This is a genomic window from Embleya sp. NPDC056575 (assembly GCF_042793325.1).
Classification (GTDB): domain Bacteria; phylum Actinomycetota; class Actinomycetes; order Streptomycetales; family Streptomycetaceae; genus Embleya.
In genome coordinates this window covers 40,176-57,464 of record NZ_JBHTVA010000010.1, presented here as the reverse complement: position 1 = coordinate 57,464, position 17,289 = coordinate 40,176, and the positions used below count along the sequence as shown (strand labels likewise).

Annotated in this window: 15 protein-coding genes; 14 read left to right on the top strand and 1 reads right to left on the bottom strand. The window is 70.7% G+C overall.

Annotation, left to right across the window (positions count from 1 at the left end; all coding sequences use genetic code 11):
* Nucleotides 1-424 precede the first annotated feature (424 nt).
* Nucleotides 425-2,602, bottom strand: coding sequence for a 2Fe-2S iron-sulfur cluster-binding protein (locus tag ACFRCG_RS10060; protein WP_380030324.1), 2,178 nt, complete (start codon nt 2,600-2,602; stop codon nt 425-427).
* 320 nt (nt 2,603-2,922) lie between these two features.
* Between ACFRCG_RS10060 and ACFRCG_RS10055 the strand changes: the two genes are divergently transcribed.
* The 14 genes from ACFRCG_RS10055 to hypE all read left to right on the top strand — a co-directional run bounded on the left by ACFRCG_RS10055 (nt 2,923) and on the right by hypE (nt 17,060).
* Nucleotides 2,923-3,543 carry a TetR/AcrR family transcriptional regulator gene (locus ACFRCG_RS10055; RefSeq protein WP_380030323.1) on the top strand — a complete coding sequence of 207 codons (621 nt, stop codon included), beginning with the start codon at nt 2,923-2,925 and terminating at the stop codon, nt 3,541-3,543.
* A 133-nt stretch (nt 3,544-3,676) separates the two neighbouring features.
* On the top strand, nt 3,677-4,762 hold the full coding sequence (locus tag ACFRCG_RS10050) for a hydrogenase expression protein HypE (protein ID WP_380030322.1): 1,086 nt from the start codon (nt 3,677-3,679) through the stop codon (nt 4,760-4,762).
* Between the two features lie 84 nt (nt 4,763-4,846).
* Nucleotides 4,847-6,631, top strand: a complete 1,785-nt coding sequence (locus ACFRCG_RS10045) for a nickel-dependent hydrogenase large subunit (protein WP_380030321.1) — start codon at nt 4,847-4,849, stop codon at nt 6,629-6,631.
* Nucleotides 6,628-7,161 carry a hypothetical protein gene (locus ACFRCG_RS10040; RefSeq protein ID WP_380030320.1) on the top strand — a complete coding sequence of 178 codons (534 nt, stop codon included), beginning with the start codon at nt 6,628-6,630 and terminating at the stop codon, nt 7,159-7,161. Before ACFRCG_RS10045 ends, ACFRCG_RS10040 begins: the two co-directional genes overlap by 4 nt.
* Nucleotides 7,158-7,808 carry a DUF5947 family protein gene (locus ACFRCG_RS10035; RefSeq protein ID WP_380030319.1) on the top strand — a complete coding sequence of 217 codons (651 nt, stop codon included), beginning with the start codon at nt 7,158-7,160 and terminating at the stop codon, nt 7,806-7,808. The genes ACFRCG_RS10040 and ACFRCG_RS10035 overlap by 4 nt, the downstream gene beginning before the upstream one ends.
* Nucleotides 7,805-8,521: a DUF6084 family protein gene (locus tag ACFRCG_RS10030; RefSeq protein WP_380030317.1), complete on the top strand. Its 717-nt coding sequence runs from the start codon at nt 7,805-7,807 to the stop codon at nt 8,519-8,521. Before ACFRCG_RS10035 ends, ACFRCG_RS10030 begins: the two co-directional genes overlap by 4 nt.
* Nucleotides 8,518-9,927 (top strand): hypothetical protein, encoded by a 1,410-nt coding sequence (locus ACFRCG_RS10025; RefSeq protein ID WP_380030316.1) that lies wholly within the window; start codon nt 8,518-8,520, stop codon nt 9,925-9,927. The genes ACFRCG_RS10030 and ACFRCG_RS10025 overlap by 4 nt, the downstream gene beginning before the upstream one ends.
* Complete coding sequence (locus ACFRCG_RS10020; RefSeq protein WP_380030315.1) at nt 9,924-10,544, top strand: hydrogenase maturation protease; 621 nt, start codon at nt 9,924-9,926, stop codon at nt 10,542-10,544. The genes ACFRCG_RS10025 and ACFRCG_RS10020 overlap by 4 nt, the downstream gene beginning before the upstream one ends.
* A 258-nt stretch (nt 10,545-10,802) precedes the next feature.
* Complete coding sequence (locus ACFRCG_RS10015) at nt 10,803-11,192, top strand: hydrogenase maturation nickel metallochaperone HypA (RefSeq protein WP_380030314.1); 390 nt, start codon at nt 10,803-10,805, stop codon at nt 11,190-11,192.
* A 6-nt stretch (nt 11,193-11,198) separates the two neighbouring features.
* Nucleotides 11,199-12,059: a hydrogenase nickel incorporation protein HypB gene (gene hypB, locus ACFRCG_RS10010; RefSeq protein ID WP_380030313.1), complete on the top strand. Its 861-nt coding sequence runs from the start codon at nt 11,199-11,201 to the stop codon at nt 12,057-12,059.
* Nucleotides 12,056-14,416, top strand: a complete 2,361-nt coding sequence (hypF, locus tag ACFRCG_RS10005; RefSeq protein ID WP_380030312.1) for a carbamoyltransferase HypF — start codon at nt 12,056-12,058, stop codon at nt 14,414-14,416. The genes hypB and hypF overlap by 4 nt, the downstream gene beginning before the upstream one ends.
* Before the next feature lie 70 nt (nt 14,417-14,486).
* On the top strand, nt 14,487-14,834 hold the full coding sequence (locus ACFRCG_RS10000) for a HypC/HybG/HupF family hydrogenase formation chaperone (protein ID WP_126642477.1): 348 nt from the start codon (nt 14,487-14,489) through the stop codon (nt 14,832-14,834).
* Nucleotides 14,831-15,958: a hydrogenase formation protein HypD gene (gene hypD / locus ACFRCG_RS09995; protein WP_380030311.1), complete on the top strand. Its 1,128-nt coding sequence runs from the start codon at nt 14,831-14,833 to the stop codon at nt 15,956-15,958. The genes ACFRCG_RS10000 and hypD overlap by 4 nt, the downstream gene beginning before the upstream one ends.
* On the top strand, nt 15,951-17,060 hold the full coding sequence (gene hypE, locus ACFRCG_RS09990; RefSeq protein ID WP_380030310.1) for a hydrogenase expression/formation protein HypE: 1,110 nt from the start codon (nt 15,951-15,953) through the stop codon (nt 17,058-17,060). The genes hypD and hypE overlap by 8 nt, the downstream gene beginning before the upstream one ends.
* The last annotated feature ends 229 nt before the right edge of the window (nt 17,061-17,289 follow it).

The window sequence follows — 17,289 nt, the reverse complement described above, 5'->3', positions numbered from 1 at the left end:
GCCGACGGCCCCGACAGTGAGCTTTCCGCCCGCGCCCCGGGTGCCTGCGCCGTCAGGTCCTGATGCAACCGCATCGGTCCCCGACCGATGACCGGCAACGGTGGATGATGCGGTATACATGCTGGTAAGGAACGCTGCAAGAGCTATCGCTGCCAGAGACGCGGTGGCGACTCGCGCGAAAGAGATTCGGGGATGAAACCTGCGACAACCTGATGCGGATCTCCACGACATAGTGGGCCTCCCTCACGCCGGCGACCGGCGTGTCCACGTCCTCGAAGGTGCGCCCTCGCGGCATGTGCGTTTTGTATTCCGATCAGTAGACCAGCCGGTACCCCGGGCATCTTTGGCGCTTCGGCCGAATTTCGCGCGGCAGATTTAGACCGACGGTCATGTTTGCCGCCCTCGCGCGATCCCGGCGGGGTGGTCACGGGTCGGTGATGTCGAGGGTGACCCGCGTCAGGGGGTATCCCACACAGGTCAGTACGTACCCTTCGGACTTCTGCTGTGGTGTCAGGCAGTTCGGTTCGTCCTGGGCGACCTCGCCGCTTCGCAGCCGCACCACGCAGTCGCCGCAGTTGCCGACCGTGCAGGAGTGCGGCATCGCGAACCCGGCGGCGAGTCCCGCCTCGAGCAGCGTCCGGCCGGGTTCGACGGTCACCGCGCCGAGGGGGGCTCCGTCCTTCTCGACGCGCATCTCCCGCGGCACGGTCGTCACACCGCTGTTGTCCGCTCGGCTGGTGTAACGCTCCTGATGTGCCTGCTCGTCGGGTATCCCGAGATCGGTCAGGACGGCTTGCACGGCGTCCATCAGCGGGTCGGGTCCGCAGACGTAGTAGTGCGCGTCACGGGTGGGGGAGCGCTGGGTGATCCAGCGCCGTACACCGTCGGCGTCGAGCCGCCCCGTCCGGCGGGTCAGGACGTGGGTGACCGACAGCCGATCGGGAAAGTTGTTCGCCAGCCGGTCCAACTCGGCGCCGAAGATGACCTCCTCGGTGGTGCGGCTGCTGTAGAGCAGCGCGATCCTGTCGCGTCCCCGCCGGTCGGCGAGTCGTGTGCGGATCATGCTCATCATGGGCGTCACGCCGCTGCCCGCCGCGATCAGCACGGTGTCGTCCGGGGGCTGGAGTCGGGCGTGGAAGGAGCCCGAGGGGCCGCGTATCGCGAGGCGATCGTCCACGCCCAGCCGTCGGTGTACATGGGTGGAGAAACGGCCGTCCTCCACGTGCTTGACGGTGACTTCCAGCCGGGATGTCCCGGGCGCCGACGAGGCCGAGTAGGCCCGTCGTACCGGATGGCCGTCGATGTCGGCGACGAGTGTGAAGTACTGGCCCGGCAGGAAATCGAAGGGTTGCGGGGGTCGACCGACGTCTTCGAGCACGAGCGTGATCGCGCTGGGGGTCTCCCTGCGCACCTCGGCGACGCGCACCTGGCGCAACGCGGGCTCGCCTGCGCCGACTTCGGCACGACGTCGACGCCGGCGGCCACGGCGGCCGTCCGCGGTCCCGATGTCCCCGTACCCCTCTTTCCGCAGCCCCGAGCGGTAGCCGCGATTCACCGCCCGGCGCAGCAGCCGGTTCACTCCCGGGATGGCGCCGATGGCTCTGAGGAGGAAGGCCGGTGGTGCGCCTTCGGCGCCGGCGTTGGCGGCGAGGTGTTCCGCACCCAGTGCCATCAGGTCCGGCATCGCGGCACGGTCCGGGTGCGCGCCGGGACTCCACAGGCGTGCGTGCGCCAGGGCGTCGTTGGCGCTCACTTCCGCGTGCTCGACGCCGATGAGCAGCGCCAGGTGCGGGGACACCCCACGCAGCGCCATGGTCTCCAACAGCGCGGGATCGTCGGTGATCGCACCGCGGCCGCGGACGTGCAGCACACCGTCGCGCCCCGGGACGAGCGCGGCCAGCGAGAGGCGGTCGTCCTGCAGCAGGTTGTGCAGGGTGTCGGCTCGCTTGTTGCCCTTGCGGTCCGCGATGACCAGGGTCTGATCGTCCAGGATCCGCGCGACCGTCTGCCGGTCTCCGCGCGGGCTGGTGTCGCTGCCACCGGCGGTGTCCCAGGAGGACAGCGCCAGGAACGGTGCCGCGGCCAGGAAGTCGGCGATGCCCGGCCCGGACAGGGGACCGTCGCCCTCGACGCGGGTGGGCGACGACGACGGGACGGCCGGCGGGTTCCACAGGCCCGAGCGCAGGACGGCCTGCGCGCAGTGTACGTATGCCTCCGTGATGTCGATGGATGTCCGGGCGCCCTCGCGCCCGGCCGCCGTGCCGTTGACGCGCAGGATCTCCCCTACGCCCGGCAGGAGGAAGAACAGTGAGACCGGACCGTGTGGGTCGTCGGTCCCGGGCAGGGAGAACGAGATGCGGGTGGCCGAGAGGACTCGTGCGAACCCCGGCGCCCCGCCGACGAACGTCGTCCTGCCGGTGCCGTCACCGTCCCGGTAGCCGAAAGCCGCGATCGTGCTGTGGGCAAGGACGGCCCGGCAGCCTTCGTCGAGCGTACTGATTTGTTTCAGCCTGATCACCGGTGCGGGACGGCCGACGATCGCCTCGATGTCGGTCACCGTCTTCAGCCGCCGCGGGGCGGACTGCCGGATCCGGGAGGTCATGAGGATTCCTCTCGCTTCTTCACGCACAGGGCGTCGTGCTCGTGTCCGCCGGGCGCGGAGCGGCCCACGCGCCGGTGGCCCAAGAAGGAGACGTCCTGCTTGGGCACGTCGGCGGGCCGTGCGCGGCGAATGGTCGGGTTGTGCACGCGGGGGCGAGTCGACGTCGCCACCCGCAGGAGCTGCGCTATCCACGCCTCGTTCGAGGCGGTCGGCATCCGCACCGCCCGGGGAAGGCGGTATTTCTGCAGCTCATGGCACTATTCTGAGCAATAGCTCAGCTCTTTGGCTACTCGCATTCCACGCCCCGGGGAGTCCCACCGATGCCATCCGCGGACCGCCGCCTCAGCCCACGTCGCAAGCCCCGCCAGGTGCGCGCCGAGCTCACCCGCGAGCGCATCCTCACCGCCGCTGCTCACGTTTTCGCCGAGCACGGCTACGCCGCCGGCACGACCAACCGCATCGCCGAACACGCCCGGATCTCCATCGGATCCCTGTACCAGTACTTCCCGAACAAGGACGCCATCCTGGCCGAGTTGCTGGTCCGTCACATCGAACGCGGCACATGGACCCATGCCGATCGGATCGACCTGTCCGACGGAAGCCTGGAAACGATGGTGCGGGCCCTCGTCCGCGACGCGATCGACAACCACCGCGACGACCCTCAGCTGCTCCGCATCATGATCGAGGAGGCGTCCTTCTCCCAGGACCTGCTCGACACGATCGAGCGACACGGACGCGACCGTGTCGCACAGGTCCGCGGAATCCTCGCCCGGCACCCGGACGTCCGCGTGCGAGACCTCGGCACCGCCGCCGAACTGATCGTCTTCACCGTGGAGACGAACACGCACAAGCTCATGGCCGACCCGCGGACCATCCCCATCGAGTCGTTCGAGAACGAACTGACGGACATGATCACGCGCTACCTGCGCGGCGATCGATAGCCCGCGGGCGCCGGCCTCGCCAGCGGCGCGACTCGCCCGAACGGACCGGATGTGAGGCGCGTTACGTGTCGGACTGATAGGAAGATCCGAGAGTCCGTTATATCGGACAAGTAACCTTTGAGGAGGTGTCCTCATGCGCGCCACGTCCGAGAACCCCACAGGGCACTCGACCGCCGCCACGCCGGTCGAGGAAGCGTCCCCGATCCATATCCTCTGGATCAACGCCGGCCTCAGCTGCGACGGCGACTCCGTCGCGCTGACCGCCGCGATGCAACCGTCGATCGAGGAGATCGTCACCGGCGCGCTGCCCGGATTGCCGCCGATCGCCGTGCACTGGCCGCTGATCGACTTCGAGTGCGGACCGGTCCAGGGCGCGGACACCTTCATCGAATGGTTCTTCAAGGCCGAACGGGGCGAACTCGACCCGTTCGTGCTGGTGGTCGAGGGATCCATCCCGAACGAGTCGATCAAGACCGAGGGATACTGGAGCGGGTTCGGCGACGATCCCGCCACCGGCCAGCCGATCACCACCAGCGAATGGCTGGACCGGCTCGCGCCCAAGGCCACCGGCGTCGTGGCGATCGGCACCTGCGCCACGTACGGCGGAATCCACGCGATGGCCGGCAACCCCACCGGTGCGATGGGCGTTCCCGACTACCTGGGCTGGGACTGGAAGTCCAAGGCGGGTCTGCCGATCGTGTGTGTGCCCGGGTGCCCGATCCAGCCGGACAACTTCGCCGAGACGCTGACCTACCTGCTCTACCAACTCGCCGGATCCGCGCCGATGATCCCACTGGACGACAAGCTGCGCCCGACCTGGCTGTTCGGCGCCACCGTGCACGAGGGCTGCGACCGCGGTGGCTACTACGAGCAGGGCCAGTTCGCCCACGAGTACGGCTCGCCGCTGTGCCTGGTGAAGCTCGGCTGCTGGGGCCCGGTCGTCAAGTGCAACGTGCCCAAGCGCGGCTGGATCAACGGCGTCGGCGGTTGCCCGAACGTCGGCGGAATCTGCATCGCGTGCACGATGCCGGGCTTCCCGGACAAGTTCATGCCGTTCATGGACGAACCGCCCGGCGGCAAGATCTCCGCGACCACCAGCGGTGCGTACGGCGTGGTGATCCGCAAGTTGCGCTCGATCACCGCGAAGACCGTGGACAGGGAACCCAAGTGGCGCCACACCGGGCGCGCGCTGACCACCGGCTACCGCCCGCCCTGGTGAGCGGATCGCCTTCGCCGTAGTCCCCGATCCCGCGGCCGGCCCCAAGCGTGCCGCAGTCCTCACCGCAGAAGGGCACAACACACGATGGCACCCTCGACCAAGACGGCCGGTGACGGCAGCGGCCTGACCGAGATGTCCTGGGACCCGATCACCCGGATCGTCGGCAGCCTGGGTATCCACACCAAGATCGACTTCAAGGCGAAGCAGGTCGCCGAGTGCTACAGCACCTCGTCGGTCTTCCGCGGCTACAGCGTGTTCATGCAGGGCAAGGACCCGCGCGACGCGCACTTCATCACCAGCCGGATCTGCGGCATCTGCGGCGACAACCACGCCACCTGCTCGGTCTACGCGCAGAACATGGCCTACGGCGTCAAGCCGCCGCACCTGGCCGAGTGGATCATCAACCTCGGCGAGGCCGCCGAGTACATGTTCGACCACAACATCTTCCAGGAGAACCTGGTCGGGGTGGACTACTGCGAGCGCATGGTCCGCGAGACCAACCCCGGCGTACTGGACATGGCCGAACGCACCGAGGCGCCGCACGCCGCCGAACACGGCTACCGCACCATCGCCGACATCATGCGCTCGCTCAACCCCATCGAGGGCGAGTTCTACCGCGAGGCGCTGGCGGTCAGCCGCTACACCCGGGAGATGTTCTGCCTGATGGAGGGCCGGCACGTACACCCCTCCACGCTCTACCCGGGCGGTGTGGGCACCGTCGCCTCGGTGCAGTTGTTCACCGACTACCTCTCCCGACTGATGCGCTACGTCGAGTTCATGAAGCGCGTCGTCCCGCTGCACGACGACCTCTTCGACTTCTTCTACACCGCTCTGCCGGGCTACGAAGAGGTCGGCCGGCGGCGGGTGTTGCTCGGATGCTGGGGCGCGCTCAACGACCCCGACCACTGCGACTTCACCTACCGGAACATGACCGACTGGGGCCGGCGCATGTACGTCAGCCCCGGCGTCGTGGTCGACGGCAAGCTGATCACCAACGATCTGACCGAGATCAACCTGGGTATCCGAATCCTGCTCGGCAGCTCCTACTACCAGGACTGGGAGGGCCGGGAGCCGTTCGTCACGCACGACCCGCTGGGCAACCCCGTCGACCCGCGCCACCCGTGGAACCAACACACCATCCCCGCCCCACAGAAGCGGGACTTCGACGGCAAGTACAGCTGGGTCATGTCGCCGCGCTGGTTCGACGGCACCGACTACCTCGCCCTGGACACCGGCGGCGGCCCGCTCGCCCGACTGTGGTCCACCGCGCTCAACGCACTGGTCGACACCGGCTTCGTCAAGGCCACCGGGCACAGCGTGGTGATCAACCTGCCCAAGTCGATGACCAAACCCGAAACCACCTTCGAGTGGAAGATCCCGCAGTGGAGCAACGCCCTGGAGCGCAACCGGGCGCGCACCTACTTCCAGGCGTACATGGCCGCCATGGCGGTGTACTTCGCGGAGAAGGCACTCGACGAGGTGCGCTCGGGCCGGACCAAGACGTGGGAGAAATTCGAGGTGCCCGATCAGGCGGTCGGCGTCGGCTTCACCGAGGCCGTGCGCGGCGTGCTCTCGCACCACATGGTGATCCGGGACGGGAAGATCGCCAACTACCACCCGTACCCGCCGACCCCGTGGAACGCCAGCGTTCGCGACACCCTCGGCACCCCCGGGCCGTACGAGGACGCGGTGCAGAACACGCCGATCTTCGAGGAGAACCCCCCGGAGAACTTCAAGGGCATCGACATCATGCGGGCCGTGCGCAGCTTCGACCCCTGTCTGCCGTGCGGTGTACACATGTATCTCGGCGACGGCAAGACCCTGCAGAAGCTGCACGTGCCCACCGGGCTGAGCGGACTGAGCGGATGAACGCCGAACAGACCGGACTGCGGGTCGAGGAGATCCTGACCCGTCTCGGCGACAGCGCCGACCCGAATGTGCGCGTCGGTGCCGAGGAACTGGTCCGCGCCCTGATGGACTTCTACGGCACCGGCCTGGCCCGGCTGGCCGCGCTGCTGCGCGACGCCGGCGCGGATCGACGCGCCGTGCTCGACGACGAACTGGTCACCGCTCTGCTGGTCCTGCACGACCTGCACCCCGACGACGTGCCGACACGGGTCACGCGAGGCCTCGCGGCGCACCCCGAACACCGAGCCGAGTTCCTCGACTACGACGAGCACGCCCGGACCCTGCGACTGCGGATCACCGCCACGAGCGGCGGATGCGGATGCGCGAGTGGGAACGCCGCAGGCTCACCCGAGGGCGTGGAAGGGCTCCTGGCCGGCTACGCACCCGAGGTCGAACGGATCGAGATCGAGGACGCCCCGGCCGTGTCGCCCGAACCCGCGCTGCTTCAGATCGGCACCCGACCGGCCGATCCGGCCCGGGCCACACGGTGAACGCGCCGTTCCCGACGACCGCCCGACCGGCGGGAGGGCTGCGCCGATTCCGCCTCCCGACCGGGCCGCGCCCGGAACGCTGCGAGCTGTGCGCCCAGGAGGTCGGTGCCGGACACCGCCACCTCGTGGACACCGACGCGCGGGTCCTGGCCTGCGCGTGCCGGGGCTGCGCCATGCTCTTCGAGCGGCGCGGCGCGGCCGGCGGTCGCTATCGGGCGGTGCCCGAGCGCTACCTCGCCGACCCCGGGCACAGCCTGGACGAAGCCGCCTGGGACGCCCTGCAGATCCCGGTCGGCCTGGCGTTCTTCCTGCGCAACGCCGCGCTCGACCGGCTGATCGCGCTCTACCCGAGCCCGGCCGGCGCCACCGAGAGCGACCTGGACCCACAGCTGTGGCAGGCGGTGCTCGGCGAGAGCCGGCTCGCCGAGCTGCTGCGTCCCGACGTCGAAGCGCTGTTGTTGCACCGCACCGACGGGTCGAGCGAGTGCTTCCTGGTTCCGATCGACGTCTGCTACGAGCTGGTCGGCCGGATGCGCCTGCGGTGGCGGGGCTTCGACGGCGGCGCCGAGGCCCGTGAAGACCTGGCCGCGTTCCTCGCCGACGTGCGTTCGCGCGCGCGGGTGCCCGGAGGGGACGAAGCACCGTGACCGAGCTGGACTTCTCCTGCGTCGGCGTGCGCGCGGACGGGTACGCGGCGGGCCCCACGCTGGTCTTTCGGCTGCGGATCACCGCCGCCGAGCGGTCCCGGGTGCACGCGCTCGCGTTGCGTGTCCAGGTGCGGATCGAGCCCGCCCGGCGTCGCTACGGGACGGTCGAGGGCGCCCGGCTGGGCGTGCTGTTCGGCGAACGTTCCCGCTGGGGCGGCACGCTCCACCCGATCGAGTTCGCCCAGGTGGCGTCGAACGTGCCGGGCTTCATCGGGGAGACCGAGGTGGATCTGGTGGTGCCGTGTACCTACGACATGGACATCGCCTCGTCCCGCTACTTCCACGCGCTGGACGAGGGAGAGGTGCCGCTGCTGATGCTCTTCTCCGGGACCGCGTTCACCGGCGCGGGCGGCTTCCGGGTGGAACCGGTGCCCTGGCACAAGGAGACCGCCTATCGCATGCCGGTCACCGTATGGCGGGAAATGGTCGAGCAGCACTTCCCCGGCTGCGGCTGGTTGCGGCTGCCGCGCGAGGAGATGGACGCGCTGCTCGCCTACCGGGCCCGGCACGCGTTGCCCTCCTGGGAGGCCACGATGCGGGCGCTGCTGGCGAGCGCGGAGCCGGACACCGCGCCCGTGCGGGCCTTCGGTGTTCGCCGTGATCGCCCCGGCGGCTCGGACCGCACCCGCCTCACCGAGGGGAGCGAACGATGACGCTGTTCGAGCCCGCGATCCAGGAGCGGTTCGCCGTCGCGCGACAGATCGCCGACGCCGTGCTCTTCGAGGGCTATGTGCTCTACCCGTACCGGGCCTCGGCCGCCAAGAACCGGATGCGCTGGCAGTTCGGCGTGCTGGTGCCGCCCGCCTGGGGGCGGGGCAGCGGCGAACATCACGACCAGCGCACCGAGTGTTTGATCGAGCCCCGCGCGCAGGCGAACCTCTCGATCGAGCTGCGTTTCCTGCACGCCCAGCGGCGCACGGTGGAACAGGTCGGCGCCGACGGCGAGTTCGCGGCGACCGACGCGCTGGAGCTGCCCGATCGGGTGCTCGTCCCATGGGACGAGGGCGTCGAGGAGCGGGTCGAACTGGTGCTGCCGGTCGCGGCGTCGGCAGGGGACGGGTTGGTCCTGCCGTTCGATCGGGCCGAGCGCGAGGAGACCGAGACGGTCGAACTCGACGGCCGCGTGTGCGGGCGACTGGTCCGCCGACGGGCACGGGTCGAGGGGGAGATCCGGGTGCGCACCACCGAAGTGCCCGGCCCGTACCGCACACTCAAGCTGACCGTCGAGGTGGCCAACACCAGTGGGTGGACGCCCGACACGGGTGCCGACCGGGACGCCGCGCTGCCGCATGCGCTGGTGTCGGCACATGTGCTGCTCGGCCTGGACACCGGCTCCTTCCTGTCCGTGACCGACCCGCCCGAATGGGCCCGGGCCGCCGTCGCGACGTGTGCGAACCTACGGACCTGGCCGGTGCTGGCCGGAGAGCGGGACGACGTGGTGTTGTCCTCGCCGATCATCCTGGAGGATCACCCGCGGGTGGCCCCGGAAAGCCCCGGCGCGCTCTACGACGCGACCGAGATCGACGAGATCCTCGCGCTGCGCACCTCGGCCCTGACCGAGCGGGAGAAGCGCGAGGCACGCGGTACCGACGCCCGCGCGGGCGCCGCCGTGGACCTGGTCGACTCGCTTCCCCCGGAGGTGTGGGACCGGTTGCACGGCACGGTGCGGGCGCTGCGCGAGAGCACCGGGCCGGCCGGGCCGACGACCCTGATCGAACCGGGCAGGTCCGATCCGGACACGTCGGGAACCGACCGGCCCTGGTGGGACCCGGCAAGCGACGCCGGATTCGATCCCGCCTCGGATCGGGTGCCGGTCGACGGGCGTTCGATCGGTCCCGGCAGTCGGGTCCGGCTGCGGCCGGGACCGCGCCGTACCGACGCCCAAGACCTGTTCCTGCACGGTCGGGACGCCCTGGTCGAGGCGGTGCTGCACGACGTCGACGGCGCGGTGCACCTCGCGGTGACCGTGGACGGCGACCCCGGCGCGGACATCCGGCGGGCCCAGGGCCGGTTCCTGTATTTCCAACCGGATGAACTCACGGTCCTGGAGGACACGTGATCGGTCACGGTCCGCCGGCCGCGGGCGTCGAGCGTGTGCTCGTCGCCGGAGTCGGCAACATCTTCCTCGGTGACGACGGCTTCGGGGTGGAGGCCGCCACCAGGCTGGCCGGGCACCCGTTGCCGGATGGTGCCGAGGTGGTCGACTTCGGCGTGCGCGGCGTGCATCTGGCCTACCAACTCCTGGAGGGCTACGACACGTTGATCCTGGTGGACGCCACCGCGCGTGGCGGCCAACCGGGCACCGTGTACCTGATCGAGGCCGCCGTGCCGGGCTCGGTCGAGACCGGTACGGCGCTCGTGGACGGCCATCGCATGGGGCCCGACGCGGTCCTCGCGCTGCTGGGCACGCTGAGCGCGGGCACCGGCGGCACCCCGCCTCGCCGGGTGCTGGTCGTCGGCTGCGAACCGGCCGACCTGGACGAGCGGGTGGGGCTCAGCCCACCGGTCGCGGCGGCCGTGGACGAGGCGGTCGCGCTGATCCTGCGGGTGCTGCGCCGGCAGGAGCCCATCGCGTCACCGACCGGCGCGCCGGACGCGGTCGATGTCCGACCCGCCGCCGCTGACGCGGTGCGCGGTCTCGAGTCTGGAGAGGTGCCGACATGCGAAGGATTCTGATCGGCGGAGTGGCCCTGTTCGGGCTTGTCGCGTTCGCGAACCGGGCGGACATTCGACGTTACCTGCGGATGCGAGCCATGTAGCCCGCCCCGCGAGGCGACCCCTCGACGGAGCCCCGCACTGCGGCGAACGGCGTACGTGCGGCGTCGGACACGGCGTGGGTGCCCGTGCGCGGCGCCGTCGGTGCCTGTAATGGAGCGCGGGCCCGTCGACTCGGTGGGCCGGCGGCGGTGGATCGTCGAGCCCGGGAGAGGGTCGATGCACGAGATGTCGATTGCGTTGGCCGTCATCGAGCAGGTCGAGGCGGTCGCCGCGCGAACCGGGGAGCGGGCCGCGCTGACCGTTCGGCTGCGGGTCGGCGAACTGGCCGGGGTGGTTCCCGACGCGCTGGCCTTCGCGTTCGAGATCGCGCGCGCCGAGACGGTGCTGCGCGACGCGGAGTTGGTGGTCGAAGGCGTCCCGGGCCGGGCCCGCTGCGGCGTGTGCGCCGTCGAGTGGGCGGTGGGCGTGCCACCCGACCTGTGCTGCCCCGAATGCGCGGGCGCGAGCACCGAACTGCTGTGCGGGCGCGAATTGCAGATCGTCGACGTGTGCTGGGCGGATCCGGTCCAGGCCGTCGGATACGCCCAGGCCACCCAGGAGGGTTGACTTCACATGTGCCGAGTCGACGAGTTGCGGCAGGCCGTGCTCGCCCACAACGATCGCGGGGCGAACGACCTGCGCGCCGAACTGGCCGCACGCGGGGTGATCGCCGTCAACCTGCTGTCCAGCCCCGGCAGTGGCAAGACCGCCCTGCTGGAGGCGGAGTTGCGCCTGGCCGGCGAACGCGCGGTGCCGGTCGCGGCGTTGACCGCGGACCTGGCCACCGACAACGACGCGACGCGGTTGGCCCGGTCCGGGGCACCGGTCAAGCAGATTCTCACCGACGGGCTGTGCCACCTGGAGGCCGCGCAGTTGCGTCGACAACTCACGGGCTGGCTGCCGGCGGAGACTCGCGTGCTGTTCGTGGAGAACGTCGGCAATCTGGTCTGCCCGGCCTCCTACGACCTGGGCGAGAGCCTGCGGGTCGCGCTCGCTTCGGTGACCGAGGGGGAGGACAAGCCGCTCAAGTATCCGTCGGCGTTCGGTCTGGCGAACCTGGTGGTGGTGACCAAGATCGACCTCGCCGAGGCGGTCGAATTCGACGAACACGCCTTCCTGGCCAACATCCGACGGGTGAACCCCGGGGTCGAGGTGCTGCTCACCTCGACCAGGACCGGTCGAGGTGTCGGCGAGCTGCTGACGCGCGCGGTCGCGGTGCTCGACGGCGGGGCGGTGCACACGCCGGTCATGGCACGGCACGCGGCGGACGGACATACGCACGCGCACGGATCGCCCGACACCGGGCCGGGGACCGGGAACGGCCCCGGGTACCAGCCCGGTGGTGAACCCGGGCATGAGCACGGGCACGGGCACGGGCACGGGCACACGCACGAGATCGACGCGCGGCCGGTTCCGGCGCGGGAGCCGTCTTGACCGCCGCCGGGCCGCCCCGGGTCGCGCAGCGGCGTCGGATCCTCGTGCGCGGCACCGTACAGGGCGTGGGCTTTCGGCCGTTCGTCTACACGCTGGCCACCGAGCTGGGTCTGGCCGGACACGTCACCAACACCGGTGCCGGCGTGCTCGTCGAGATCGAGGGCGGGCCGGCCGAGGTGGCCGCGTTCTGCCGGCGGATCGACACCGAGGCACCCGCGCTGGCCTCGGTCGAGTCGATCACCCACGAGGAACTCGCGATCGGCGGCGACACCGGATTCACGATCGTGGCGTCCGTGCCGCCCGAGCCGGGTGCCGCGCACCGCACCCGGATTCCGCCCGATGTCGCCACGTGCGCTCGTTGCCTGGCCGAACTCGAGGATCCCGCCGACCGCCGTCACCTGCACCCGTTCATCACCTGCACCGATTGCGGCCCGCGCTTCACCATCGTCACCGCGCTGCCGTACGACCGCGCGCACACCACGATGGCCGACTTCCCGATGTGCCCCGACTGCGCCCGCGAGTACACCGATCCCGGCGACCGACGCTTCCACGCGCAACCCATCGCGTGCCACGCCTGTGGCCCCCGGCTGTCCCTGGTCGACGCGGACGGGGCCCCGATCGGCTTCGGCACCCTGGACGAGGCCCGGCGCATGCTCGCCCAAGGGGCGATCCTGGCGGTCAAGGGCATCGGCGGCTACCACCTGGCCTGCGACGCGGCCGACGAGGACGCGGTGCTGCGGCTGCGCGAGCGCAAGGGGCGCGGCGACAAACCGTTCGCCCTGCTGGCCCGCACGCTCGCCGAGATCGAGCCGCACGCCGCGATCACGGACGCGGAGAGGGAGTTGCTCACCGGCGCGGCCCGGCCGATCGTGCTGCTGCGGCGGCGCCCCGCGGCCCGAGCCGCGCTGTCGGAGGCGATCGCCCCGCGCTGCCCCGATCTGGGCTTCATGTTGCCGTACACACCCGTGCACCACCTGCTCCTGGGCCTGCTCGACGACCGGGCCGGGCCACGCCTGCTCGTACTCACCAGCGGCAACGCGGCCGGCGAGCCGATCGTGACCGACGACGACGAAGCGCTGACTCGGCTGGCGACACTCGCGGACGGCTGGCTCACCCACGATCGACCCATCCGGGTGCCGCTGGACGATTCGGTGGTGCGGGTGGTGGACGGCGAGCCACTGTTCGTCCGGCGCTCGCGAGGCTGGGCGCCGCTGCCGATCCGGCTGCCGGTGGAGGTGCCCGCGACGCTCGCCGTCGGCGGGGACCTGAAGAACACGTTCGCGCTGGCCGAGGGCCGCGAGGCGTGGCTGTCCGGGCACGTCGGCGACATGGACGACCTCGCCACGCAAGATGCCTTCGAGCACACGATCGAACACCTGGGCGCGATCACCGGCGTGCGTCCCGAAGTGCTGGTCGCCGATCGCCATCCGGGCTATCGCTCCACCGGGTGGGCCCGGCGCGCCGCGGCCCGACGGCCGGTGCGGCTGGTCCAACACCATCACGCGCACATCGCCGCCGCGATGGCCGAACACGAACTGGACGGCGCCGCAACGGTGTTGGGCGTCGCCTTCGACGGGACCGGCTACGGTGACGACGGCGCGGTGTGGGGCGGCGAGTTCCTGCTCGCCGACTACGCCGACTTCCATCGGGTGGCGCACCTGCGCTACGTGCCGTTGGCCGGCGGCGACGCCGCGGTGGCCCGGCCGTACCGGATGGCGCTGGCTCATCTGTACGCCGCCGGGATCGAGTGGTCCGAGGACCTGCCCTGTGTGCGGGCCGGTTCCGACGAGGAACGCCGGGTGTTGGCGCGTCAACTCGAACGCGACCTGAACTGTGTGCCCACCTCCAGCATGGGCCGGCTCTTCGACGCGTTCGCGTCGCTGATCGGCGTCTGCCACCTGGCCGGCTACGAGGCACAAGCGGCGATCGAGTTGGAGGGCGCGGCCGTTCGGCGGCCCGGACCGGTTCACGGGTACACGTTCGCGCTGCTTCCGGGCGACGGCGAGGCCGATCCCCTGATCGCCGACCCGGGCCCGGTGTTCGCGGCGGCGATCGCCGACCTGCGGGCCGGCAGCGACCCGGAATTGCTCGCGGCGCGCTTTCACCGCGCGGTGGTCGATCTGGTGGTCGCGGTGGCCGAGCACACACGGGAGCGGTACGGGCCGACCCCGGTTGCGCTCACCGGCGGCGTATTCGCCAACGCGATCATCTCCTCCGCCTGCGGACGGGCGCTGTGCGAACGGGACTTCACCGTGCTGCGCCATCGCCTGGTGCCGCCGAACGACGGCGGGCTGGCGCTGGGCCAGGTGCTGGTCGGGGCCGGTCGGCGGGCGCCGAGCGAGTCGAGCCGCCCGTGAGCGTGCGCCCGATCACCCATGAGTCGACGACGCGCGAGCGTGGTCGTTGTCGCACGACGAGGAGAGAGCGATGTGCCTGGCGGTGCCCGGCAGAGTGACGAAGATCGAGGAACGGGACGGAACCCGGATGGGCCTCGTCGACTTCGGCGGCGTGGTCAAGGACGTGTGCCTGGAGTACGTACCCGACCTGAAGGTCGGCGAGTACGCCATCGTGCACGTGGGCTTCGCGCTGCAACGGCTGGACGAGGAGTCGGCCCTGCGCACGCTTGCCCTGTTCGACGAGATGGGGCTGCTCCAGGAGGAGTTCGGCGATCCCTGGGAGGCGGCGGGCGCGGCGTCCGGGGAGTTCGTCCGGCCGGAACCCGTGGTCGTCCCCGATCCGATTCCCAGTGATGTGTCGAAGGAGGCACTGCGGTGAAGTACCTGGACGAGTTCCGCAATCCGGAGATCGGCCGACGACTGCTGGACGAGATCCGCGCCACGGTGACCCGGCCGTGGTCGATCATGGAGGTCTGCGGCGGTCAGACGCACACCATCATTCGGCACGGCATCGACCAACTGCTGCCCACCGAGGTGGAGTTGATCCATGGGCCCGGCTGTCCGGTGTGCGTGACGCCGCTGGAGGTGATCGACAAGGCGCTGGCCATCGCGGCACGCCCGGGGGTGATCTTCTGCTCGTTCGGCGACATGTTGCGGGTGCCGGGCACCGATCGCGACCTGTTCCGGGTACGCGGCGAGGGCGGTGACGTGCGAGTGGTCTACTCGCCGCTGGACGCGCTCACGATCGCCCGGGACAACCCCGACCGGGAGGTGGTGTTCTTCGGCATCGGCTTCGAGACCACCGCACCACCCAACGCGATGACGGTGTATCAGGCCAAGCGGCTGGGCATCCGCAACTTCAGCCTGCTGGTGTCGCACGTGCGGGTGCCGCCGGCGATCGAGGCGATCATGAATTCGCCCGACTGCCGGGTACAGGGCTTCCTGGCGGCCGGGCACGTGTGCAGCGTGATGGGTGTGGAGGAGTACCCGGAACTGGCCGAGCGGCATCGGGTGCCGATCGTGGTCACCGGGTTCGAGCCGTTGGACATCTTGGAGGGCATCCGGCGTACGATCCACCAACTCGAGCGGGGCGAGCACACGGTGGACAACGCCTACGCCCGGGCGGTGCGGGAGCAGGGCAATCCCGCCGCGAAGACGATGCTGGCCGACGTGTTCGAGGTGACCGACCGGGCCTGGCGCGGCATCGGGGTGATCCCGGACAGCGGGTGGCGGCTGTCCTCGCGCTATCGCGACTACGACGCCGAATACCGCTTCGAGGTGACCGGGATCGACACCCTGGAACCGGCCGAGTGCCGCAGCGGCGAGGTGTTGCAGGGCCTGCTCAAGCCCAACGAGTGCGCGGCGTTCGGCACCACGTGTACCCCGCGCAATCCGCTCGGCGCGACGATGGTCTCCAGCGAGGGCGCGTGCGCCGCCTACTACCTCTACCGTCGGCTCGACGCCGCCGACGCCGCGCCCCGGGAGGCGACACCCGTTGGCTGAACTCACCGACCTCGCTCTCATCGCGGAGTCTCGCGTACCCGCCGTGCCCTCCGCGCCGGACTTCTCCGGGTGGACCTGTCCGGCCCCGTTGCGCGATCACCCGCGGATCGTGACCGGACACGGCGGCGGCGGCGCGTTGTCCGCCGAACTCGTCGAACACGTCTTCGCCCCCGCTTTCGGGGGGCCCGTGCTCGCCTCGCTCGCCGACTCCGCGGTGGTTACCCTCGGCGGGGCCCGGCTGGCTTTCTCCACCGACTCGTTCGTGGTTCGACCGCTGTTCTTTCCCGGCGGCTGCATCGGCGATCTCGCGGTCAACGGGACGGTCAACGACCTGGCCATGAGCGGCGCCAAGGCGGCCTATCTGTCCGTCGGGTTCATCCTGGAGGAGGGCGTCGAGACGGCGGTCGTCGCGCGGGTCGCCCAAGCGCTCGGCGACGCGGCCCGAGCCGCCGGCGTCGAGATCGCCACCGGCGACACCAAGGTGGTCGAGGCCGGCCACGGGGACGGCATCTACCTCAACACCGCCGGGATCGGCCTGGTCCCGGCCGGCGTCGATCTGCGCCCGCAGCGCGCCGCCCCGGGGGACGTGGTGATCGTCAGCGGCGACATGGGCGTCCACGGAGTGGCCGTGATGAGCGTGCGCGAGGGCCTGGAGTTCGATGTCGAGATCCGCAGCGACTGCGCCGCGTTGGGCGGTCTGGTCGAGGCCATGCTCGCGGTCACCCCGGACCTGCACGTGCTTCGCGATCCCACCCGGGGCGGCCTGGGGGCCGTGCTCAACGAGATCGCGGCGGCGGCCCGGGTCGGGGTGGAGATCGCCGAACGCGACGTCCCGGTGCCACCCCAGGTGGCCAACGCGTGCGCCATCCTGGGCCTCGATCCGCTGTATGTGGCCAACGAGGGCAAGTTGGTCGCCTTCGTTCCCCGCGAGCACGCCGACGCGGTGCTCGCGGCGATGCGGGCGCATCCGCTGGGTGCGGGGGCGGCGGTGATCGGCGAGTGTGTCACGGCGCACCCGGGGATGGTGGTGGCGCGTACCGGGCTGGGGGGAACGCGGGTACTGGACATGCCGATCGGGGAGCAACTGCCCCGGATCTGCTGACCGGCGACACGACCGGCACACGACGGCCGCCTCGCATGCGACGCGGCCGTCGTACCCGGATCCTCTCGTTTCCGGTTCACGACGTGGAGCCTGATCGCCCGCCCGCGATCGCGTCGTCCACCCGCGGGCGCGGAACGAGACTACGCGCCGGCACGTACGCCCGCGTGTGGCGTACCCCCGGTGTCGACAGCGCACAACCCTCCCGGGCGAGGACGCCGCACCGGAATCC